Origin of the sequence: Massilia sp. IC2-278 (assembly GCF_020708045.1) — a bacterium.
GTDB lineage: Bacteria > Pseudomonadota > Gammaproteobacteria > Burkholderiales > Burkholderiaceae_D > Telluria.
Genome location: NZ_JAJFES010000008.1, coordinates 1 through 21633, shown reverse-complemented (window position 1 = coordinate 21633; position 21633 = coordinate 1). Strand labels below are relative to the sequence as shown.

The following is a 21633-nucleotide window of genomic DNA, read 5'->3' as shown; positions in this document are numbered from 1 at the left end:
GATCCCGGCATTACCTTGAGTCAAGTCATTGTTGAGCAAGATCACGATTTGTTGTGACAGCAAACCGACACGCCGCCCCGCTCTTCAATACAGAGGGGGAAGTCCTGGCGCCAGGTTCGCGCCAAGCATCATTTACTTGTCGAAACTTCTTACAATTAAGCAAAAAGAATTCGACCCCGTACATACAAGCTTTTGATTTGATTGAGAAACATTTACCTGGTTCGATTTTTGCTGATTGACAATTAAGCGCTTGCTGAAGAGCTGCGTGAGTCAATCCAAACCTAAACTAGGAAAATCCATGAAAACCTCCAAGATCGCACGCAGCCTGCTCGCTGGCGCTGTTGCCATGCTCTTCCTCGCACCCGCAGCGCACGCCGCCGTCATCTCCGTCAACTTTGGCGATGCGCCAGTCAATGTTCCTAGCAACATCGATGGCGTGTATTTCAATTTCCTCACCGGCGCCTACGGCCCGTCCGAAATGGTCGGCTACGACTTCAATCCTTACAACAACAACAGCGGCCTGACCTTCTATGGCGCTGCCGCACCGTCGGGCATCCTTGCCACTGGCACGCCGGGTCCCCTGGCGCAAGCGCGCGTACTGCAGTTCGGCGACCTGATCTCCTCGACCGGCCAGTTCAACCCGTACCAGACCCGGGGCGATAACTTCCAGGCCGGCCGCCAGGAATATGTCGGCTTGCGCTTCCTCAACGAAACCACGGGCATCCTCAACTACGGTTGGGCACTGATCAACACGACCGCAGGCAATGGTTTCCCTGCATCCGTAGCGGCTTACGGCTACGAAAACACAGGCCTGTCGATCACGGCTGGTGAGACCGCAGTTGCCGCAGACGTTCCTGAACCTACCTCGATCGCCCTGGTCGGCCTTGCCCTGGGTGCATTGGGCCTGTCGCGCCGCCGCAAATCCGCCTGATTGACTTGCCAGGCAGGGAGCAAAAGAACGCCAACCCGCGGGTTGGCGTCGTCGTTTTTGCTGCGAAAGCGCTCTTGTAACAATGGCGCGTAGCGGAACGCGTGCTGGGTTGCAATGATGCTAAAGTGTTCACAAAACTGAATACAAGGCATCCCATGAAAGCTCTCCATAAACTCAGCACCGTTGGCTACGTTCTTGCCGCCCTGCTCTTCTTTACCTGCGGCTTCGCACTGATCGTGCTGGCCGGAATCGAGATCTGGACCGCCATCGCGCCCGGCGAAGATCACCCGGTCAAGGAACGCTTCCAGGTGATCCTCGAATGCGTCGGCCTCGTCACCATTGCGGTTGCCGCACTCGAGCTGGGCCAGACCGTGCTCGAAGAGGAAGTCCAGCGCACCGTGCATACCAGCGCGCCCACCCGCGTGCGGCGTTTCCTGTCGCGCTTCCTGATCGTGGTGGTGGTGTCGCTGGCGGTCGAGTGCCTGATCGGCGTGTTCCAGTTCCTGCACACCAAGCCGGACCAGTTGCCCGAGGTCGCTTCAATCGGTGTGGCGGCCGGGGTCTTGCTGGCAAGCTGGGGCCTGTTCATCCGCCTGAACGTCGATGCCGAGAAGCTGGAACCGGAAGCAATGCACGAAGCCCAGGAAGAAGACAAGGAAGTCGAAACCTGAGCAACCGGCCGGTGCCGGCGCGAAGCGAGTTCGACATGGGGCGTCATCAGGCGCCCGCATCGCTGGGCCGGCCCGCGGGTCTGCACGCTGCCTGCCACCAAAAACCGGCCTTGGTATTGCGATTTCGCATGATTTGCACGAAACCCTTGGCGTCTTGCCAGAGTCCGGCTATAATCTTGCCTTCTTCGGGTCGTTAGCTCAGCTGGTAGAGCAGCGGACTTTTAATCCGTTGGTCGCAGGTTCGAATCCCGCACGGCCTACCAAAGAATTTCAGTAGTAAAGCATCGTCAAAAACGCCAACCAGCACGGTTGGCGTTTTTGTTTCTGCTTTCCGTTTTGCTTCCGGCACAAGGCACCATGCCCCAGACCATCCTCGCCCCCGTCCACCACGAACTGCTCATCAAGAAGAGCCGCTTCATCGCCTGCGTGCAGCCGATGGCGGACCGGGCCGGCGCGCAGCAGGTCGTCGCCGGCCTGCGTGCCCAGCATCCGGGTGCGGCCCACGTGTGCTGGGCGCTGCTGGCCGGCGGCCAGTCGGCGGCCGTGGACGACGGCGAGCCGAGCGGCACTGCAGGCCGCCCCATGCTCGACGTGCTGCGCCACCAGGACCTGGAAGGCGTACTCGCCACCGTGGTGCGCTACTTCGGCGGCGTGAAGCTGGGCGCCGGCGGCCTGGTGCGTGCCTACACCGACAGCGTGGCTCAGGCGCTGCTGCACGCCGACAAGATCGCCATCATCCGCAAGACGGTCCTGCGCTGCAGCGCGCCCTACCCTTTGGAGGGCCTGGTGCGGCGCGAGATCGACGGCGCCGGCGCGACGCTGCTGGACGTTATGCACGGCAATGACGTCGTGTTTGCCTTCAGCCTGCCCGAGGCAGCGGCGGGCGCCTTTGCCGCGCGCCTGAACGAGGCCGGGCATGGCCGCATTGCCTGGCTGCGCGACGAAGAAGCGTGAGTGTACGCCGGCACTATCAGTGCACGGAATACCAGACATCACGACACGAAAGCTGACTGCTCACCCGCCAGCCGCTATAGTGGCCGACCACCTTCGACCGTATCTGGCGTGTCGCGGGCAACCTACAAGAAAAGATTCCGTATTTTGATGAAGAAAAGCCTGTTTCCCCTGGCCCTGGGCGGGTTCGGCATTGGCATGACCGAATTCGTGATGATGGGCATCCTTCCCGACATCGCCACCGGCCTCGATATCACCATTCCCCAGGCCGGCTATCTGATTTCCGCCTACGCGCTGGGCGTGGTGGTCGGCGCGCCGACCCTGGTGGCGCTGGTGGCCGGCCGTCCGCCGCGCAGCGTGCTGATCTGGTTCATGCTGATGTTCGCGGTGTTCAACGGCCTGTCCGCGCTGGCGCCGAACTTCGGGCTGATGATGGCGTCGCGCTTCCTGGCCGGCCTGCCGCACGGCGCCTTCTTCGGCGTCGGCGCCGTGGTGGCCAGCCGCCTGGCCGATCCGGGCAAGGTGGCCGCCGCGCTGGCAACCATGTTCACCGGCCTGACCCTGGCCAACGTGCTCGGCGTGCCCTTCGGCACCTGGCTCGGGCATAACGTCAGCTGGCGCCTGGTGTTCCTGGTCGTGGCCGCCATCGGCCTGGCCACCGCTCTCAGCCTGAAGCAATGGGTGCCCTTCTTCGAGGCCACACCCAGCGCCGGCCTGAGGAAGGACCTGAAGATCTTCCGTAAGCCGGGCCTGTGGCTGGCGCTGGCGATCACCTCGATCGGCACCGGCGGCTTCTTTGCCTGGTTCAGCTATATCGCGCCGCTGCTGACCGACATGGCCCGGTTTGCTCCAGGCCAGATCCCGCTGATCATGACGGTGGTCGGCGTCGGCATGACCGTGGGCGTGACCCTGGGCGGACGCCTGGCCGACCGCTTCGCGCCCCTGCGCGCCGTGGCCCTGCTGCTCACCAGCATGACGGTTTTGCTGCTGCTGAACGGCTTGCTGGCCACCTCGCAGCCGGCGATGCTGGTGCTGGCCTTTGCTACCGGCGCGAACGCGCTGGCGCTCGGCCCGCCGATCCAGATGCTCTTGATCGGCCATTCGCGCGAAGCCGAGATGCTCGGTTCGTCGCTGGGGCAGTCAGGCTTCAATATCGGTAACGCCACCGGCGCCTTCCTCGGCGGGATTCCACTGACGCTGGGCTATTCCTATGCGTCGCCGCAGTGGGTGGCGGCCGGCATGGCCGTGGCCGGCGTGGGGCTGGCGCTGTGGATGCTGGCCATGGAACGCAAGCCTGTTCCTCAGGCCGCCTTGCGCCAGCAATAAGCAGGCCTGCCGCGTACAGGCCGGCGCAGGGCTGGCACCTTCGCCTCCTGGAACAATACGTGCAGGGCGCCGGCGGTTCGCAGCGGATATCGTCTTCGGAAGGCTGCGAAATACCCCATGCTCGTGCAGTTATGCATTGACGAGCATGGAAGGCCGTCCTGGCTCAGCGCCCGCGCTTTTCCATCAGGCTGCCCAGCATGTCGACCGGCAGCGGAAACACGATGGTCGCCGTCTTGTCTCCCGCAATCGTGGACAGGGTCTGCAAATAGCGCAGCTGCATCGCTCCTCCTTCGCGCGCCAGTACCTCGGCCGCCTGCATCAGCTTTTCCGACGCCTGCAATTCGCCCTCGGCGTGGATCACCTTGGCGCGCCGCTCGCGTTCGGCCTCGGCCTGGCGGGCGATCGCGCGCACCATCGATTCGTCGAGATCGACATGCTTGATCTCGACGTTCGCCACCTTGATGCCCCAGGCGTCGGTCTGGGCGTCGAGTACTTGCTGGATGTCGATGTTGAGGCGCTCGCGCTCGGCCAGCATGTCGTCGAGCTCGTGCTTGCCGAGCACCGAGCGCAGCGTGGTCTGGGCCAGCTGGCTGGTCGCTTCCATGAAGTTGGCCACCTGGATGATGGCGCGCTCGGGGTCGATCACGCGGAAGTACAGCACCGCGTTCACCTTCACCGAGACGTTATCGCGCGAGATGACATCCTGTTTCGGCACGTCGAGCACCACGGTGCGCAAATCGACCCGCACCATCTGCTGCAGCACCGGAATCAGAAGGATCAGCCCCGGCCCCTTGACCGACCAGAAGCGCCCCAGCTGGAACACCACGCCGCGCTCGTACTCGCGCAGGATGCGCACCGAGAGCGCGAACAGCAGCGCCAGCAGGATCAGCAGGAAGCCGACGCCGAAACCCAGTTCGAACAGCATGGCAGTCTCCTCGATGGGCGCGCCGGATGCCTGCGGCGCGCCGTTAGTTGGCAGGCGGCGCACGGGCGCTCGCCGATGCATCGGCAGGCACGACCCGCAGCACGCGCCCGCTGCGCCCGATCACGCGCACGCGCTGGCGCTTGCGCAGCGGCGTGTCGCTGACCACGCGCCAGGTCTCGCCGCCGACGTTCGCCCAGCCCTCGCGCACGGCGTCGCCCAGCATCTCGGCCATCTCTCCTTCCAGCCCCGCGGTGATGCCGGGCGCGGGCCGGCGCCGCGTGCGCAGCGCCACCTGGGCCGTGGCGCCAACCAGCAGCGCCGCCGTGATGCCGACACTCGCCACGAAGCCGAGCGGCATGCCGAAGCCCGGCGCCTCGCTGTCCATCAGCAGCAGCGCGCCGATCACGAAGGCGACCACGCCACCCAGGCCGATCACGCCGAAGCTGGGCAGGAAAGCCTCGGCCACCATGCAGGCCAGGCCGAAGCAGATCAGCGCCAGGCCCGAGTAATTGATGGGCAGCAGCTGCATGCCGTAGAGCCCGAGCAGCAGGCAGATCGCACCCATCACGCCGGGCAGCACCGCGCCCGGACTCATGAATTCGAACAGCAGGCCGTACATGCCGACGGTGAGCAGGATCAGCGCCACGCTCGGGTTGGCGATCACGGCGAGGAAGCGCGTGCGCCAGTCGGGCGCGGCGTCCAGCACGCCGGCGCCGGCCACGGCCACGCGCCAGTCGGCGTTTTGCACGCGCACCACGCGGCCGTCGGCCAGCGCCAGCAACTGCGCCAGGTCGCGCGCCACGATGTCGATCACGCCAGCGGCGAGCGCGTCGCCGGCCGACAGACTGAGCGACTGGCGCACCGATTTTTCGGCCCAGTCCGCATTGCGCCCACGCAGCTGGGCCAGGCCGCGGATGTAGGCGGCGGCATCGTTGACAGCCTTGGCCTCCATGGCCGACGGCGCCTTGTCCTTGCCGGCTGCGGGCAGGCCGGGACCCGTGGGCCCGGGACTGGCCGTACTTGGACCGGCCGTAGCTGGACCGCCCGTGCCTGGACTGGCCGTGCCTGGACTGGCCGTGCTCGAACTGGCCATGCCTTGACCGCCCGTGCCTTGACTGGCCGTGCCTGGACCGCCCGTGCCAACCTGCACCGGCGTGGCCGCGCCCAGGTTGGTGCCGGGCGCCATGGCGGCGATGTGGCAGGCGTAGAGGATGTAGGTGCCGGCGCTGGCCGCGCGGGCGCCGCTGGGAGCGACGTAGCAGGCCACCGGCAGCGGCGCGGCCAGGATGGCGCGGACGGTGCTGCGCATGGCGGTGTCGAGCCCGCCGGGCGTGTCGAGCTGGAGCACGACAAGGGCGCGCCGCTCTTGCGCGGCGCGGGCAATGCCGCGTTCGACGTAGTCGGCGTAGGCCGGGCCGATCGGGCCGTCGATGGTGAGCAAGGAAACCGAAACGGCAGCGGAGGCGGCGACCGGGGCAGAAGCAGCGGCAGGAGCGGCGGCAGGAGCAGCGCCATGGGCGCCGCCCGCTGCGGACGCGCGTGACTGCGCGCAGGCCGGCGCCACCGCCAGCAGGCAGGCCAGGCACAGCAGCCGCAGGAATGACGACGCCGTTTTCGGACAGACCAGGACCACGCGACGCACCACGCTTCCTCCGCACGAGATGGACTCTCATGCGTTAGAACGGCTGGCCTCGTCCTTGGTTCCTGTAAAAATCCGCCGCCAGGCTGGCCCGGATCAGACCAGCAGCGGCCCGCCCATGATTGCCTGGGTCTCGGCCGCCTCGGCGCGGATCTCGGCCAGCATCTCTTCGTCGAGCACGAAGTCGAGCGCGCTGTCGCCGTGGGCCGGCAGCTCGGCCGGCGCCGCGCCCAGCGGCGACGGCACCGGCGCGTACTGGTTCGCCAGCAGCAGGGTGTCGAGCAGGGTCGAGGGCGGCATGTTGATCCAGCCGCGGCGCAGTTCGCCGATGGCGTCGGCCACCGGCGCCGGCACCGACAGCTTCTTCAGCACCTCGAGGCTGACCACGTCTTCGCACAGCTCGCCCCACTTCTCGGTGTCGTCGTCGAGCAGGCCGGGGAATTCGTCGGCGCGCGAGAGCAGGTAGAAGCCGCCGACCTCGTGGATGATGCCGGCGAACAGGGCCGTGTCGGGATTGACGAAGGTGACGCGCCGCGCCAGCGCCTGGGCCAGCGCCGCCACGTGCACCGTGTGCTCCCACAGCTGCTCGGCCTTGATGCGCAGGCCGGGGTCCTTGATGCGGCTGCCGAACTGGCGCACCACCAGGCTGGCCACCAGGGCCTGCAGGCGGCGGTAGCCGATGCGGATCACGGCCGCGCGCACGTTGGTCACGGGCGGACCGCCGCCGCCGGAAAACGCGGCCGAATTGGCCAGCGCCACGGTGCGCGCGGCCAGTTGCGGCTCGGCCAGCACGAGGCGGATGGCGTCGTCGAGCGGACAGTCGGGATCGTCGAGCGCCTGCTGCAGGCGCAGCACGGCGTTCACGCTGGTAGGAAAGGTAATGTCACCGCGGGCCGCCTGGGCCACGATGAATCCAAAGGCTTCGAGTTTATTCACCCGAAAATTATACCGCGCCATCCCGGGTGGGTAGGCGCCAGGGCTGCCGCCGCCGTCCGGTTTGCCTCCGGGCGACGGTAAAAAAACGACAGCGATGGACACGCGGCCGCCTTCAAGGACGGCCGCATCGGGAAAACCGCGCCGGGAACAAGCGGCCACGCAGCGCGGCACGGCACATGGGCAAGCGCTTACTTGGCCTCTTGCTTGGCCTCTTACTTGACCTTGATTGCGCTCTTCACGCTGGTCACGCCATCGACTTCCTTGGCCACCTTCACGGCCTTGTCGGCCTCGGCCTTCGATTCGACGAAGCCGCTCAGCATCACCACGCCCTTCTCGGTTTCGACGTGGATCGCCATCGATTTCAGCTCGGGCTCCTTGAAGATGTTCGCCTTGACCTTGGTGGTGATCGCCGTGTCGGAAGCGGCCACGGCCGTGCCGCGGGTGGCGTCGCGGGTTGCCTCGCGCGTGTTGTCGGCCGCCTTGTCGGTGGCACGGTCGGTGCGGTCGGCTACAGTGGCGGCGGTGTCGCGCGTCTTCTCGCCGGCGGTCTGCATCGCCTCCTGCGTGTTTTCCTTGGCGCTGGCCGCGGCCTGGCGGGTTTTGTCGCCGAGGTTGTCGACCGCGCTCTCGGTTTTCTGGGCGATGGTCGAACCGGCGGCGCGCAGGCGTTCGCCGGCGCCGTCCAGGCCGGTCTTCTCGGCCACGGTGGAGGCGGCGGCCTTGGTCTTGTCGACGGCGGTGGAGGCGACTTCCTTGGTCTTGTCGACGGCGGTCGAGGCGGCGGCGCGGGTCTTGTCGGCGGCGCGGTCGGTGGCGTTCTCGGCGCGGTTGGCCATGGTGGTCACGTTGCCCTTGCTGTCGACCAGGCAGCCGGCGCTGCTCCCGCCGGTCGCCTGTTCGCACTTGGCAACGGCTGCGGCCTTGGCCGGGTCCTTGGTGTCGGTGCTGGCGATCAGGCCGGCGCTGCCGCTGGAACCGAGCGCCGTGGAGCCGTCGCGTCCGGCCTTGGCATCGGCCAGGGCGGCAGTGTGCACCGACTTGGCATTGTCCATGCAGCTGTCCTTGTCGGCGCCGCTGCGGGCATCGCATTTTTCCTTGGCGAGGTCGTAGTCGGCGTCCGCGACTTTTTCGCGGGCGTGCGAGCGGGCCGATTCGCTGTTCTCGTACTTGGCCACGGCCTGCGATTCGCCGCGTGCACGGGCCACCTTGGCCTCGGCCATGCAGACGTCCTTGTCGTTGCCCTTCATGGCATCGCACTTGGCGCTGGCCGTCTTGTAGTCGGCCGACACTTTTTGGACGGCATCGCGGTAGCCCGCCGCGTCCTGGGTCTGGGCCTGGGCAGGAGCGACGGCGAAGCTGGCGCCGGCTGCGGTGGCAAGCAGGGTTGCAAGCAAGGAGTTCATGGCAGTGTCCCTCATGTCGGTTGTTGTGATGGCGTCATTAAACGCCGCACCCCCACCAACTTCTGTGCGACAGCGTACCGTTGCCGGAAAAACCATGAACGCGCTGCGGCAGCGCATGCGGCCGCCATCGAAGGATTTACTCGGCCTTCAGCAAGCCCTCGCGCCAGAGCGGCGCCGCATCGTCGAACGGGGCGCCGGTATTGCCGAGACGGCTGGCGTCGCGCGCCAGTTCCACCCAGAGGCGGGTGTCGTGCCCGCTGCGCGCTACCGGCTGCTCCCTGCGCACCGCCTCGAACCAGGCATGCACGCGGCCGTAGGCATCGGGATTGCGCTGGCGGGTCCAGGCCAGGGCGGCCAGGTCGGCATAGGCTTCCTCGCGCCGCGCTTCGCGCATCGCTTTAGAAGCGGCCAGCAGTTCGCTGCTGGCGGCGCGCTCCTCGCCCACCTCGACGAAGCCGGCCGGCAAGGCCTTCCAGGCGCCGCGCACGTGGCGCCAGCAATGCGCCACTTCGTGGGCCGTCATCGCCTCGATCAGTTCGCCGCGCTGGGCATCGGGCACGCCGTCGAGTATGGTCTCCGCCTGGGGGTTGCCGCGCAGGGTCAGCACCAGCTTGCAGCGCCCCTTGTCGAAGCCCATGGCCAGCGGTACGTCGTTGGCGCGCGGCTGGGGCTGGACCACGATGTCGATCGGCAGCGCCAGCTTCTGGGAATAGGACAGGACCGGCGCCGCCGCCTGCAGCCAGCGCCCCTCGAGGGCGGTCAGTTCGGCGGACCGGGCGCCGGCGCCGGCGAACAGGGTGGCGAAGGCGGCAGCTGCAAGATACTTGGACATGGAAGACTTCCGGTTGTACTGGATGTACTGCGCTAAAACGCATCGAGCTCAAATGCTCTCAAGCAATTCTAGAACCGAGAATATCTTCCCAATCAGAAATATTTTTGTCCGTGTTCAAACCGGCAACGCCAGCGCCCTCTTCTGCGGCGCGAACGCGACAGTTTGCTTTCCCGGCTGTGCCATTTTGAACACACTGACCAGTTTCGCCAGCGCGGCCGCCTCATCCTGCATCGCATCCGCCGCCGCTTCGGCCTGCTCGACCAGGGTGGCGTTCTGGCGCGTTGCCTCGTCCATGCGGCCGATGGCAAGGTTCACCTGGCCGATGCCTGCGCTCTGCTCGGCGCTGGCCGCGCTGATCTCGGCCATGATGTCGGTCACGCGCTTCACGCTGCTGACAATCTCGTCCATCGTGCTGCCGGCCGCGTCGACCAGGCGCGCGCCGGCATCGACCCGTTCGACCGAACTGCCGATCAGCGCCTTGATCTCCTTGGCGGCGGCGGCCGAACGCTGGGCCAGGTTGCGCACCTCGGTGGCCACGACCGCGAAACCACGCCCCTGTTCGCCCGCGCGCGCCGCTTCCACGGCGGCATTCAGGGCCAGGATATTCGTCTGGAAGGCAATCGTGTCGATGACGCCGATGATGTCCACAATCTGTTTCGACGAATCGTTGATCGAGGCCATGGTCTCGACCACCTGCGACACCACGGCGCCGCCGCGCACCGCCACCTGCGAAGCGGACTCGGCCAATACATTCGCCTGGCGCGCATTGTCGGCATTCTGGCGCACGGTGCCGGTCAGTTCTTCCATCGAGGCGGCGGTATCCATCAGGGTGCGCGCCTGGCGCTCGGTGCGCTGCGCCAGGTCGTGGTTGCCGGCGGCGATCTCGGTGGAGGCGTTGGCGATGGCCAGGGTGCCGGCGCGTACCTGGGACACGATGCCGACCAGGCTGTCGCGCATGCCCTGCATCGCGTACAGCAGGCTGGAGCGGTCGCCGGGCGCGGTGCGGATGCGCACGTCCAGCTCGCCGGCGGCGATGCGGCCGACGATGTGGGCGGCATAACCGGGCTGTCCACCGAGCTGGCGCAGCAGGCTGCGGCTGATGTACCAGGCCGCCAGCGCCCCGGCCGCCACGGCAATCGCGCACAGGACCAGCATCCAGGCAAAGAAGCTGCCAGTCAGCGCACGCGCCTCGGCGGCCGACTCCTTGTTCAGCCTTTCCTCGAGGTCGATCAGGCGGTTCACGCCGGCCAGCCAGGCGACGAACGCCGGCGCGGCCTGCTGCGCCAGCAGCGTGTGGGCGGCATCGCTGTCGCCGGCCATGCGCAGGGCGATCACCTGGGCGATCAGCGGCTGGGCCTGGCGTTCGTTGTCCTTGATCGCGGCCAGCGCCGCGCGTTCTTCCGGCAGGATGTCGGTGCGCGCGCCGAACATGGCGTCGAGCGCCACGCCGGCCTGCGCGTAATTGGCGGCCAGCTGCTCGATCTGGGCCAGGGCCGGGCGGGCGGCGGCGGCATCGCCGGCCAGCACCACGTCGCGCAAGGCGATCGCGCGGTCGTGCACGCTGCCGCGGAAGTTGATGGCATGGCGCTGCTTGACGTTGTTGACGTCGTTGATGCGGTTGAGGGTGGCATCGATGGTGCCGACGCGGCTGACCGCAAGCGCGGTCAGCAGCATCATGAGGGCCAGCACGGCGCCGAACCCGAGCGCCAGGCGGGTGCCGATCGTCATTCTTGAAGAAAACATTGGAGTCTCGCTAGTCGTCCTGCGCAGCGCCGGAGAAGCGCGAGGCGTTATTGCCCGCAGGAAATGCGGGCGCGACTATAGCAAAACGGTCTTCAAAAAATCGGCTGCGTTTCAATCGTGTGCAGCTTTTTGACAACAAAGCGTGTCAAAAGCTGCACATCGGGCGTTTTACTTGCTTGCGCCGGTCAACGAGGCAGCCGTGACAAAGGCTGGACGGATATCGTTCGGCACCGCCTTCATCTTGTCGAGCGCCTTTTGCACGTCCGGACGGATGACCACATAGTGCGCCATCATCGCCTTGGCGCGTGCATAGTCGCCGGTCGCCTCGATGGTGAGGAACTCGCGGTCCAGGTCGATCACCGCCTGCTTGATCTTCTTGAAGTCGACCGAGAAGGTGCCGTCGCCGTGCGAGACGAAAGCGCCCTTATCGAGCAGGTAGTTCACCTGGATCGCCATGCCGCGCGCGTGCGAATCGGTCAGGCCGAAGTGCAGCGTGCGGAAGCACGAAGCCAGGAAGGTGTTGTACAGCTTGCGCTCGGCCGCCTCGCCCTGCCCCAGCGTGTCCTTCAACTGCCCCTTGTCCATCATGTAGGCCAGGGCCCAGAGGCCAGTGACGTCGGCCTTCGCTTCCTCGATGGTCGAGTAGGTCTCTTTCAAATCCTGGCGCGGCGTCGATTCCTTGCCGCCCTGCTTGGTCACATGCGGGCCCAGGCCGTGGGTGATTTCGTGGGCCAGGATGTGGGTGAAGAAGGAATTGAAGTCGAGGTCATTCTGGTCTTGCGGACGCAGGACCAGTTTCGTGATCGGCTTCAGGGTCGATTCGAACTTCGCTTCCTGGATGTTCTTCAGCATCACGCGCTTGGAGCCGCGCTCGCGGATGATGCGCTCGTCGTTCGGCAAATTGTAGGCGGCGGTCTGCACGCCCATGTTGCCGTCGCCGGCGCCGTAGACCTGGTTCACCACCACCATGGGCGCCATCGCCCCGACCTTCGGGTTGCGGTATTGCTTGTCGATCGGCAGGTTGTCTTCCAGCTCCTGCATGTGCTTGCCGAAGAAGTCCAGCTTCCGGGTTTCCTCGGGATCGCGCACGCTGACGTAGGCTTCGAAGGCGGCCTTGTAGCCGAACAGTTCGTCGTTATAGGTCTCGTAGGGTCCGATCGTGATGTCGACCGGGCTGTCGAGGTCCATCCAGGCGAAGTCCGAGGCCAGGTAGTCGTTCGACAGGAAGGCGTCGGCGCGCAGGCTCAGGAATTTCTTCAGCGAGGCGTTGTCGGTGTGGCTGGCGGCTTCGCGCAGCAGCTTGGCCAGTTTCTCCAGCTCCGGCTTGTATTCCTCGGAATACTTCACGGTGCGGAACTTGCCGGCCTTGTCGTTGCGGATGACGGTGAAGTACCACTGGGCGGCTTCCTTGTCTTTCGCCGGCAGTGCGTTCATCCAGGCTTCCAGGGCTTCCTTGGTGGCGCCGGCCGGATAGAAGTTGGCGGCGTCGGGCTTGCGTGCGGGGATGGCGATGCCGGCGTACTCGGCGGGCATGAAGGAGCGGTTGCCGTCGATGATCGACCACGGGCCCTTGTTCAGCCAGAAGTAATCCTGGCGCGCCTTGCCGAGCGGGGAGTTGTCCTTTTGCAGGGCGGCCCACAGGGCTTCGTTGCTGGCCCAGCGCTGGCGCAGTTGCAGGGTGTCGACGATCTTCGCGGCCTCGACCAGCTTGGCGATGGCGGCGCGGTCGCCTTGCGAGAGCTTGGAGGTGTCGGCGCGCAGTTCAATGGGGGCGAAGCGTTTCGCCATGGTGGTCAGTTCGGCGACGCTGGCGGGGCCGGGTTTGGTGGCGGGTGCTTCGGCGGCAGCTGTAGCGGCGGCGCCGGCGGCCAAGGCCAGCACGAGTGGAGCGAGAAGGTATTTCATGTGTCCCCTGTTTGGTTTCGAATGCAAGCGGGGGATTGTAATACCGTTAGGTGGGATGGGATCGGCGCGATGATCTTGCCGCTAACATTGACCGTACGGTGGGCACTCCGTGCCCACGCGGTTACGTGCGTGTGATTGCACTACTGGCGGTGAATCATCGCTCGCGATATCGACAATGATCGGAGCGGTATGCATGGGTTTCGTTCGCCTCACCTTTCGCGAGCGAGTCGGACCCGCTAACGGTGCAAGGATGCGCACGTAACCGCGTGGGCACGGGGTGCCCACCGTACGGGAGACGACACGGGCCGATGATACGGCCCGGGTAGAAATTGGCCCGCGCTTACCGCACCGTCGCCAGCGCCGGCGCCTGCTCCCAACCACCACCCAGCGCACGCGCCACGGCCACCGACGCCAGCAAGCGCTGGGTCCGGATCTGCGCCGCCGCGCGGTCGGCCGCCAGCGTGCTGCGCTGGGCATCGATCACGTCGAGGTAGGTCGACACGCCACGCTCATAGCGCGCCTGCGCCACCAGCAGCGCACGCGCCGCCGCCTCTTGTGCCTGGGCCTGCACGTCGCCCTGCTTCTGGCGCCCCTGCACGTCGGACAGCGCGTCTTCCACTTCGCGCAGCGCCGTCAGCAAACGGTTCTCGTGATTCGCCACCGCCTCCTCGTAGCGCGCCTTGTACAGCGCCAGGTTGGCGCGGTTGCGGCCGCCGTCGAAGACCGGCAGCGACAGGGCCAGCGGCCCCACCGAGAACTGGCGCGCGCTGCCGCCGGCCAGGTCGCGCAGCGACTCCGACGCATAGCCGAAGTTGCCGGTCAGCGTCAGCGAAGGATAGAACATGCCTTCGGCCACACCCACCTGTGCATTCGCCGCCTTCAGATTCGCCACGCTGGCGGCCAGGTCCGGCCGCTGGCTCAGCAGACTGGCTGGCAGGCCGACCGGAATGGCGGGCGGCAGCGGCAGCGCGGTCTTGGCGGCGCTGGCCACCAGCGGCGTGCTCGGCGAGACGCCGACCAGGGCCGCCAGCGCGTGCTCGACCGCGTTGCGCTGGCGCTGCACCTCATGCAGATCGGCTTCGGCATTCGCACGCTCGATGCGGGCGCGCGACACGTCCAGTTCGTTCGACAAACCGGCATTGAAGCGCGCCTCGATCAGCTCCTGCGCTTCGCGGCGGGCAGCCAGGGCATCGACCAGGATCGCCTGTTCCGCATCCAGCCCGCGCAGCTGCCAGTAGCTCTGCGCTACCTGGCCGGTCAGCATCAAGAGCACGGCGTCGCGGTCGTCCTGGGCGGCCAGGGCCTGGGCATCGGCCGCTTCAACGATGCGGCGCACGCGGCCCCAGATATCGAGCTCGTACGACAGCGAGGCGCCGACCGAATAGTTGTTACCTTCGATCGAACGCCCGCCCAGGGCCAGGCCCTGTGCCGTCTCGGCCGAGGTGCGCGAGTTCGAGACGCCGGCGTTCACCGACACGTTCGGCGCCTGGCCGGCGCGCACCACGCCCAGTTGGGCTTGGGCCTGCAGCAGGCGCTGGCCCGCGGCTTTCGCGCCCGGGCTGTCGCGCAGGGCACGCGCTTCCAGTTCGCTCAGTGTGGCGTCGTTGAAGACGGTCCACCAGTTGGCCGGCAGGCGCGCCATGTCATTGGCAACGACAGGTGCCTCGGAAGCGTGGCGGAAGGCCGGCTCCTGCGCGCCTTTCGGCGCCACGAAATCGGGACCGATCGTCGAGCAGCCGGACACCAGCACGGCAGCGGCCATCGCAAGCGCCGCGCGGCGCGGGAGGTTCTTGGCAAGGGAATCGAACATCGTTTTTCTCTTCAATCGAATGGGGTTCAATGGCCACCGCCGCCGGCGCCGCCGGGGGACTTGACCTTGTCGGCGAGCCAGACCACGGCGATGCACGAGATCAGGATCAGGCCGACGATCCAGAAGCCGTCGTTGTAGGCCATCACATACGATTCGCGCCGCACGATGCGGTCGAGCGCGGCGAGCGCCTGGTTGGCCGCCGTGGCCGGGTCGATGCCGCCCGCCATGAAGGCTTGCGTCATCTGGTCCAGGCGTTCCTGGGTCGCCGGTGCATAACTCGAAATAGATTCGCCCAGGCGCGCCGAATGGAAATGCTCGCGGTTGGTCAGCGAGGTCGCCAGCAGCGCGATGCCGACCGAGCCGCCCAGGTTACGCGTCATATTGAACAGGCTCGAGGCCGACGGCATGTCCTTCGGCGCGATGCCCTGCATCGCGAAGTTCGACAGCGTCAGCATCACGAAGGGCTGGCCGATGGCGCGGATGATCTGCGTGACCATCAGCTGGTCGTAGCCGGTGGTGGCGTCCATGAAGGCGTTCATCAGGCAGGAGCCGCCGAACAGCAGCAAGCCGAAGCTGCACATGATGCGGTTATCGACTTTCGACGACAGCGCAGCCGCGAACGGCATCACGATCAGCTGCGGCAACCCGACCCAGGCGATGACTTCGCCGATCTGCATCGGCGTGTAGCCGGCGATCTGGCCCAGGTACAGCGGCAGCAGGTAGGACGAACCGTATAAACCCATGCCGGTTACCGCCGACAGCACGGTCGCGACCAGGAAGTTACGCTGCCCGTACAGGCGCAAATTCACGAACGACTGCTGGCGGACAAAACTGTTCGCTACCCAGCCGAGGATGCCGATCAGCGCCAGCGCGGCAAAGCTGATGATGAAGCTCGAATCGAACCAGTCCTTCGAGTTGCCCTCTTCCAGGAAGATGGTTAAACAACCCAGGCCCATCGCCATCAGGAAGATGCCGAGCCAGTCGGCGTGCACCAGCTGGCCGATCTGCGCCTTCTCTTTGTCCAGGCCCCACATGATGCCGGCGATCAGCAGCACGCCCGGCACCCAGTTGATGTAGAAGATCGAGGGCCAGTTGTACAGCTCGGACAGGTAGCCGCCCAGGGTCGGGCCCATGGCCGGCGCCAGCGTGGCGGTGAGGCCGAAGATGGCCATGCCGACCGCGCGCTTCGACGACGGCAGGCGCGTCATCACCAGGGTCATCGCCATCGGGATCAGGGCGCCGCCGGTGAAGCCTTGCATCATGCGGAAAGCGATCATGCTTTCCAGGTTCCAGGCCGCGCCGCACAGGGTCGAGAAGACCAGGAACAGCGCGGTGGTGCCGATCATGTAGTTGCGCACCCCGAAGGCGCGCGCGAACAGCGCCGTCATCGGGATCACGACGATCTCGGCGCACAGGTAGGCGGTGGAAATCCAGGACCCCTCTTCCTGGGTCGCCGACAGCGTGCCCAGGATGTCGCGCAGCGACGAGTTGGTGATCTGGATGTCGAGCACCGCCATGAAGGCGCCGAGCATGCCGGCGGCGACCGCGATCCAGGTGCGCAGCCCGATGGCGGCGCCGGCAGCCGGCGCGCCCGGGAAGGCGCCGGGGGCGGCCTTGGTCGTAGTGCTCATGGGTGGTCCTTGGCGTGTTGGCTCAAGCGATTACTTAGCGGCGGCCCGCATTGGCTCGGCCTGGGTGGCTTCGGCCTTCTGGCGCAGGTCGATCTCGGCCACCACCGACATGCCCGGCACCAGGCGGCCGGACAGGCGCTGCACGTCCTTCTGGTCGAACACGATCTTCACCGGCACGCGCTGCACGATCTTGGTGAAGTTGCCGGTCGCGTTATCGGCCGGCAGCAGCGCGAACTGGTTGCCCGAGGCTGGCGAGAAGCTGTCCACGCGGCCAACCAGGTGCTCGTCCGGCAGTGCGTCGACGGCCAGCTCCACTTCCTGGCCCGGCTTCAGGCCGGCCAGCTGGGTTTCCTTGAAGTTGGCGGTGACCCAGACCTTGTCCTCGACCACGGCGACGAGTTGCTGGCCCGGCTGCACGCGCGCGCCCACTTCCACGCTGCGGCGGCCGATGCGGCCGTCGACCGGCGCCACGATGCGGCTGTAGCCGACCTGCTGCTGCGCGTCCTTCAATTGCGCCTGCAACACCTTGATCTGCGCGTTCAGCACGTCGCGCGCCGAGCTGGCGGCGGCGATGTTGGCCTTGGCGGCGTTCGCGGTGTCGCGGCGAGCGGCGACATCGGCGGTGGCGGCGGCACGCACGGCATTCGCGGCGTCGACTTCGGCCTTCGAGACGGCCTTCATGGTGGTGTTGTACAGCTGGCCGAAACGCTCGGCGTCCTGGCGCGCACGCACCAGCAGGGCCTGCGACTGGCCGACCTGGGCGGATGCCGCTTCGGCCTGGGCCTTGACCTGCGCCACTTGGGCGTCGGCCTGGATCACCTGCTGTTTCGCGCTGGCGATCTGCGCCTCGATCTGCTCGACGCGCACGTGCTGGTCGGCCGGGTCGAGCTCGGCGATCGGGTCGCCTGCCTTCACATGCTGGTTGTCTTCGACCAGCACGCGCGTGACCACGCCGGCGATGCGCGACGAGACCGGGTGCACGTGACCGGCCACGTAGGCGTTTTCGGTCTCGACGAAGTTATGGCTGCGGTACCACATGCGGCCGCCGGCAACGGCGGCAGCCAGGGCGATCAGGCCGACCACGACCAGCACGCGCTTGTTGGGCGGGGTCTTGCCCGGTGCGGCAGCGCCGGCAGGTGCGGCGGGTGTGGCAGATGCGTTGGCGCCGAGCGGGGCTTGCGGGCCCGAAGTCTGCGGTTGGGACATGAAGGCAACTCCGAAAAGGGAATAAGTGTTGTCCTACATTATTCGGCATTCGCCTGGGTTCGTCAAGAAATGAAACGGTTGCATTTCATTTGTTGGTGAATTACAGTGACGGCATGAGCAAACCATCGCAAGCAATCGCAGTGTCAGAAGCGCAGGCGCCCGCCTGCCCGCGCAGCGCCGGCCGTCCCAAGGCAGGCGACGTCGAGGCACGCACCCAGGACCTGATCGACGCCGCCGCCCGCCTGTTCCTGGCCAACGGCTATACCCGCACCAGCCTGGAAGCCATCGCTCGCGCCGCACGCGTTGCGGTGCGCACCATCTATGTGAAGTTCGGCGGCAAGGCCGGCCTGCTGAATGCGGTGCTGATGGCGCGCCGCGACCAGTTCTTCCGCATGCGCGACATGGACAAGGACACGCGGCCATTGCGCGAGGTGGTCGGCGACTTCGCCCACCAGTTCTTCGATTTGCTATGCAAGGATCAATTGATTGCGATGCAACGCGTGGTGATTGCCGAAGCGCCCGGCAACCCGGAGCTGGCCGACACCTTCTACGGCGCCGGCCCGCGCCTGACGCGCGAAATGATCGACCGCTACTTCGCCCGCGCCGACGTGCGCGCCCAGCTGCGCGACGATTTGCCCTTCGGCCAGCTGGCGGCCTATTTGATCAGCACCATTGCCGGCGACAGCGTGCAGCGCTTCGTGTTTCCCGATGCCCAGCCCTCGAGCGCCGAGGCCCACCGCCTGCTCGATGAACGGCTGACCATGTTCTATCGCGCAGTCTTGCGATAGCGCCATTTCCTGCCGATACTGCTGAGCAAATGTGCGTCAGCGCACCGAACCCGGGCATGGTTTTGTGAGAACCTGACTCCCTTATCAAGGAGGATGTCATGGATCTCAACAAGAACATCACAGTGTTCATTTGCAAGGGGGCAGTATGAGCAAGACTTCCCGTTATGAATGGCGCGACCAGCAAGCCGCGCTGCACGAACGCATGAAGGGGTTCCTGCAAAACCCGGGCAACGAACAGCTGGAAGCCGTCGTCGCCGAAATGCGCGCCTATGCAAACGCGGCCAAGACCGGCCAGATCGATATTCCCCAGACCTGGACCAGTTACAGTTGACCATGACCAACTAGCGCATACGCGCATGCCGCTCTACGCAAGTCGGGCGGCATTTTTTTTACTTCAACAGCGCGGGTCAGGTCTGACATTCGGACACGGGCTCTGCCGTAGCCCCAGCATCCAGGCGGCTTCTTTCGAATAACGCTTGAGTTCGTGTCCGGATGTCAGACCTGACCCCGGCTTTCACACAGGCAGCGTTACCAGCGCCCGCAAGCCCTGCCCTTCGCGGTTCTCCAGCACCAGCTTGCCGCCATGCGCCTCGACGCAGGAGCGCGCGATCGCCAGTCCCAGCCCCACGCCGCCGGTTTCCGGATGGCGGGCCGCATCGAGCCGGTAGAAGGGCTTGAACACGTTCTCCAGCTGTTCGGGCGCGATGCCCGGGCCGTCATCCTCGATCGCAATCGTCAGGTGCGGATGGCGCCCGGCCTGGCGCGTGCGCGCGTAGCGGATGCGCGCGCCGCCGCCGTAGCGCACCGCGTTCTCGACCAGGTTGGTCAGGGCGCGCTTCAGGGCCAGCGGGCGGCAGCGGCAGGCCAGGGCCGGCTCCTTTGGCTCGCACAGTGTCACGTCGCGGCCCTGCGCACCCTGGTCCGCCACCAGTTCGCGCAGCAGCAAACCGATATCCATGTCCACGCTCGGCTCGTCGATGGCGTCGTCGCGCGCGAAGCGCAGGCTTTCTTCGATCATCGCCGCCATGTCGCGCAGGGTACGCTGCATCGCCGTGCGCAGCGGCTCGTCGTCGACCAGTTCGGCGCGCAGGCGCAGGGTCGTTACCAGCGAGCGCAGGTCGTGGTTGATCGAGGCAAGCATGCGGCGCTGGTCGTCGAGATAGCGCGCCAGGCGCGATTGCATGATGTTGAACGATGCCGTGACCTCGCGCGCCTCGCGCGGGCCGGCCAAGGCGAGCGGCGCGCCGTATTCGCCGCGGCTGACGCGGTCGGCCGCCTGCGCCAGCGCCTGTACCGGGCGCAGGATGCGGCGCACGAAAACGATCACGATCACCAGCACCGGCAAGGTGCTGACCGGGACCGAGAAGCGCAGCGGGCGCCACCACTGGCGGTCGACCGTGGGCCGCTGCATGCCTTCCAGCCAGGCGCCGTCGGGCAGGCGCAATGCCAGCGCCAGCTCGGGGTCGAGCGCCTCGAGATGGGTGCTGTGCCAGCCGATGCGCACGTCCTGCGGCGCCAGCTTCAGCTGCGCGCGCAAGGCCTCGTCGATGATGGCCGCTTCGCGCTGCGCGACCGCGTCGCTGCTGGCCGGCGGCATGGCCGGCTGCGCGGGCGTGCGCCGAAAGCGCACCGTCGGCGAATCGAAGGCGGCCAGCGCGGCATTCGCTGCCGTATGCTGGGCCAGGCGCCAGGCGACGACGGTGTCGTCGACCACCTGCTTGCGCGAGAGCGTATGGATGCCGCCGTCCCCTTTCGAACTGACCAGCACCGCGAGCAGGTGGGCGCCGAGCAGGCCGCACAGCAGCAGGCCGATCAGCTGGCCGGCCATGGTGTCGGGCCACAGGCGATGCAGGATGCGCCCAGGCCTCATGCCGGCGCCAGCGAGGCGCTGACGGCCGGAGCGAACAGGTAGCCGTTGCCCCACACGGTTTTCAGCAGGCCGGGACGGCGCGGATCGGGTTCCAGTTTCTTGCGCAGGCGGCTGACCTGGCTGTCGATGCTGCGGTCGAAATTGCTCGCCTCGCCGTCGCCGACCAGGTCGAGCAAACGGTCGCGGCTGAGCACCACGCCGGGATGCTCGACCAGTACCTGCAGCAGGCGGAACTCGGCGCCGCTCAGCGCCACCGGCTTGCCGTCGCGGTCGAACAATTCGCGCCGGCCAAGGTCGAGCGTCCAGCCGTCGAAGCGGTAGCGCGGACGGGCCTCCGGTGCGGCGGGCGTGCCTGCGCCGCCGCCCCTGCGCCAGCGCCGCAGCACCGTGCGGATGCGCGCCACCAGCTCGGGCGGATCGAAAGGCTTGACCACGTAATCGTCGGCGCCGCTGTCGAAGCCGGCCAGCTTGTCGCGGGAGCTGTCCATCGCGGTGAGCAGGATCACGGGAGCCGCCTGCGCGCCGGCGATGCGGCGGCACAGCGACAGGCCGTCCTCGCCCGGCATCATCACGTCCAGCACCACCAGGTCGATGCGCTCGCGCGCCAGCAGCGCATCGGCTTCGCGCGCATCGGCCGCGGCCAGCACGCGCCAGCCCTGGCGCTGCAGGTAAAGGGTGAGCGACTGGCGGATGTCCGGATGGTCGTCGACCACCAGCAGATGGGCGCCGGCCGTGTCAGGAGATTGTTCGCAGCGCATGAATAACAATGATTCTCATTCGTATTGATGAGGCATTCTAACAGCGTTGCAGGATGAAGACATCAGCAATGGTACGTATGCCAACGCCGCAGCCAGGATGAAGGCGGCGCGCAATTGAGAATGATATGCATTTGCGCGCCGGAAAGTTTGTCAAGATGTGGCAAGGAACAGCCGGGGTCAAGTTGAGAGGGTCCGGGATTCATGGACATCCAAATAGTGGACAATATGTCCCTGGAGGATTTACATGACAAATAAGCAGTTGCCATCGAAGCGGGAGATCGTTCCCGCTTCATCGGACTCGACACCTA

General features: G+C 66.5%; 18 protein-coding genes and 1 tRNA gene. 7 read left to right on the top strand and 12 right to left on the bottom strand.

Translation table 11 applies throughout. The features are described from left to right. Positions 1-298: 298 nt before the first annotated feature. From LK540_RS15755 to LK540_RS15735, 5 genes are all read left to right on the top strand, one after another. On the top strand, positions 299-931 hold the full coding sequence (locus tag LK540_RS15755) for a PEP-CTERM sorting domain-containing protein (RefSeq protein WP_229438256.1): 633 nt from the start codon (positions 299-301) through the stop codon (positions 929-931). Between the two features lie 155 nt (positions 932-1086). Next, positions 1087-1602: a hypothetical protein gene (locus tag LK540_RS15750; RefSeq protein ID WP_229438255.1), complete on the top strand. Its 516-nt coding sequence runs from the start codon at positions 1087-1089 to the stop codon at positions 1600-1602. Between the two features lie 187 nt (positions 1603-1789). Next, a tRNA-Lys gene (locus tag LK540_RS15745) sits at positions 1790-1865 on the top strand. A 94-nt stretch (positions 1866-1959) separates the two neighbouring features. Then, the gene (locus tag LK540_RS15740) at positions 1960-2556 is read left to right on the top strand and encodes a YigZ family protein (RefSeq protein ID WP_229438254.1); all 597 of its coding nucleotides are present in this window, start codon (positions 1960-1962) and stop codon (positions 2554-2556) included. A gap of 147 nt (positions 2557-2703) precedes the next feature. Then, positions 2704-3879: an MFS transporter gene (locus tag LK540_RS15735; RefSeq protein ID WP_229438253.1), complete on the top strand. Its 1176-nt coding sequence runs from the start codon at positions 2704-2706 to the stop codon at positions 3877-3879. Between the two features lie 163 nt (positions 3880-4042). On the opposite strand, the gene LK540_RS15730 is transcribed toward LK540_RS15735, so the two are convergent. From LK540_RS15730 to LK540_RS15685, 10 genes are all read right to left on the bottom strand, one after another. After that, positions 4043-4804 carry a slipin family protein gene (locus LK540_RS15730; protein WP_229438252.1) on the bottom strand — a complete coding sequence of 254 codons (762 nt, stop codon included), beginning with the start codon at positions 4802-4804 and terminating at the stop codon, positions 4043-4045. 43 nt (positions 4805-4847) lie between these two features. Then, complete coding sequence (locus tag LK540_RS15725) at positions 4848-6446, bottom strand: nodulation protein NfeD (RefSeq protein ID WP_229438251.1); 1599 nt, start codon at positions 6444-6446, stop codon at positions 4848-4850. 93 nt (positions 6447-6539) lie between these two features. After that, positions 6540-7379 carry an HDOD domain-containing protein gene (locus LK540_RS15720; protein WP_229438250.1) on the bottom strand — a complete coding sequence of 280 codons (840 nt, stop codon included), beginning with the start codon at positions 7377-7379 and terminating at the stop codon, positions 6540-6542. A 212-nt stretch (positions 7380-7591) separates the two neighbouring features. Then, on the bottom strand, positions 7592-8782 hold the full coding sequence (locus LK540_RS15715) for a BON domain-containing protein (protein ID WP_229438249.1): 1191 nt from the start codon (positions 8780-8782) through the stop codon (positions 7592-7594). A 136-nt stretch (positions 8783-8918) separates the two neighbouring features. Further along, on the bottom strand, positions 8919-9614 hold the full coding sequence (locus tag LK540_RS15710) for a hypothetical protein (protein WP_229438248.1): 696 nt from the start codon (positions 9612-9614) through the stop codon (positions 8919-8921). A gap of 114 nt (positions 9615-9728) precedes the next feature. Continuing rightward, the gene (locus tag LK540_RS15705) at positions 9729-11357 is read right to left on the bottom strand and encodes a methyl-accepting chemotaxis protein (protein WP_229438247.1); all 1629 of its coding nucleotides are present in this window, start codon (positions 11355-11357) and stop codon (positions 9729-9731) included. 168 nt (positions 11358-11525) lie between these two features. Continuing rightward, a complete protein-coding gene (locus LK540_RS15700) occupies positions 11526-13262 on the bottom strand; it encodes a hypothetical protein (RefSeq protein WP_229438246.1) in 1737 nt (578 codons plus the stop codon). A 340-nt stretch (positions 13263-13602) separates the two neighbouring features. Beyond that, positions 13603-15072, bottom strand: a complete 1470-nt coding sequence (locus LK540_RS15695; RefSeq protein WP_229438245.1) for an efflux transporter outer membrane subunit — start codon at positions 15070-15072, stop codon at positions 13603-13605. A 26-nt stretch (positions 15073-15098) separates the two neighbouring features. Further along, a complete protein-coding gene (locus LK540_RS15690) occupies positions 15099-16703 on the bottom strand; it encodes a DHA2 family efflux MFS transporter permease subunit (RefSeq protein WP_229438244.1) in 1605 nt (534 codons plus the stop codon). A gap of 30 nt (positions 16704-16733) precedes the next feature. Beyond that, positions 16734-17909 carry an HlyD family secretion protein gene (locus LK540_RS15685; RefSeq protein ID WP_229438243.1) on the bottom strand — a complete coding sequence of 392 codons (1176 nt, stop codon included), beginning with the start codon at positions 17907-17909 and terminating at the stop codon, positions 16734-16736. Between the two features lie 113 nt (positions 17910-18022). On the opposite strand from LK540_RS15685, the gene LK540_RS15680 reads away from it, so the two are divergent. Both LK540_RS15680 and LK540_RS15675 read left to right on the top strand, forming a co-directional pair. Beyond that, positions 18023-18697, top strand: a complete 675-nt coding sequence (locus tag LK540_RS15680; protein WP_229438242.1) for a TetR/AcrR family transcriptional regulator — start codon at positions 18023-18025, stop codon at positions 18695-18697. 145 nt (positions 18698-18842) lie between these two features. Next, complete coding sequence (locus LK540_RS15675) at positions 18843-19028, top strand: hypothetical protein (protein ID WP_229438241.1); 186 nt, start codon at positions 18843-18845, stop codon at positions 19026-19028. Positions 19029-19211: 183 nt separating this feature from the next. On the opposite strand, the gene LK540_RS15670 is transcribed toward LK540_RS15675, so the two are convergent. Both LK540_RS15670 and LK540_RS15665 read right to left on the bottom strand, forming a co-directional pair. Beyond that, on the bottom strand, positions 19212-20567 hold the full coding sequence (locus tag LK540_RS15670; protein ID WP_229438240.1) for an ATP-binding protein: 1356 nt from the start codon (positions 20565-20567) through the stop codon (positions 19212-19214). Continuing rightward, the gene (locus tag LK540_RS15665; protein ID WP_229438239.1) at positions 20564-21325 is read right to left on the bottom strand and encodes a response regulator; all 762 of its coding nucleotides are present in this window, start codon (positions 21323-21325) and stop codon (positions 20564-20566) included. The genes LK540_RS15670 and LK540_RS15665 overlap by 4 nt, the downstream gene beginning before the upstream one ends. Positions 21326-21633: the final 308 nt, after the last annotated feature.